The following is a 682-nucleotide window of genomic DNA, read 5'->3' as shown; positions in this document are numbered from 1 at the left end:
GAGTAGGCCAGCCGGGAGTGGTCATCAACGGCGTGGTGCAAGAACGTGTATCCCATGCCGCAGCGGTTGCGCCGGCCGGCTTGGCGACCCAGCTTGCGATGGCCGCCCCCGTCGGGGATGCGGCCCAGTTTCTTGACGTCGACATGGACCAAGTCGCCGGGAGCCGGGTGCTCATAGCGGCGGGGTTTGGGCCGGCGTACCGGTAACCCGGTGTTTTGGTCCAGGTGCCGCAGCAATGGCATCCGGTAGCGGCGCAGCACCGCCTCAACGGTCGAGCGTGGCAGGTGCAGGTAAGCGGCGATGCGATGTGGGCCCCAGCGCCGGGTGAAGCGCAGGTTGACGATGCGCCGCTCACGTCGTTTCGGCAACCGCAACGGACTGCGATGCGGCCGGCTGGGCCGGTCTACCATCGCTGCTTCGCCACCGTCGCGATAACGGTCGGCCCATTTCTTGGCTGTGGCCACCGAACATTGGAACCGCTCAGCCGCGCGCCGCAAACTCCAGCCCTGATCAACAACCGCCTGCGCAAGCCGCAACCGCCCACGAGGAGTCAACGAAGCATTAGCGTGGACCATGAGGACCTCTCGGTAATCGGATGTGCGTGTTTGGTAACCACACCGATACCGGAGGTCCTCACCTACTTCCGCTCACCACGCCGTTCACAACCTGTCTGGGAGTTACA

Annotated in this window: 1 protein-coding gene; it reads right to left on the bottom strand. The window is 65.0% G+C overall.

Translation table 11 applies throughout. The features are described from left to right. Positions 1–575 (bottom strand): helix-turn-helix domain-containing protein (locus AC5Y5O_RS32155; protein ID WP_500028763.1); only part of this gene is annotated, 575 nt, incomplete at its 3' end. Positions 576–682: the final 107 nt, after the last annotated feature.

It is taken from the genome of Mycobacterium sp. NGS40 (genome assembly GCF_059812735.1).
Note: the sequence above shows the minus strand (reverse complement) of the source record. Positions and strands in the feature narration are given on the sequence as shown.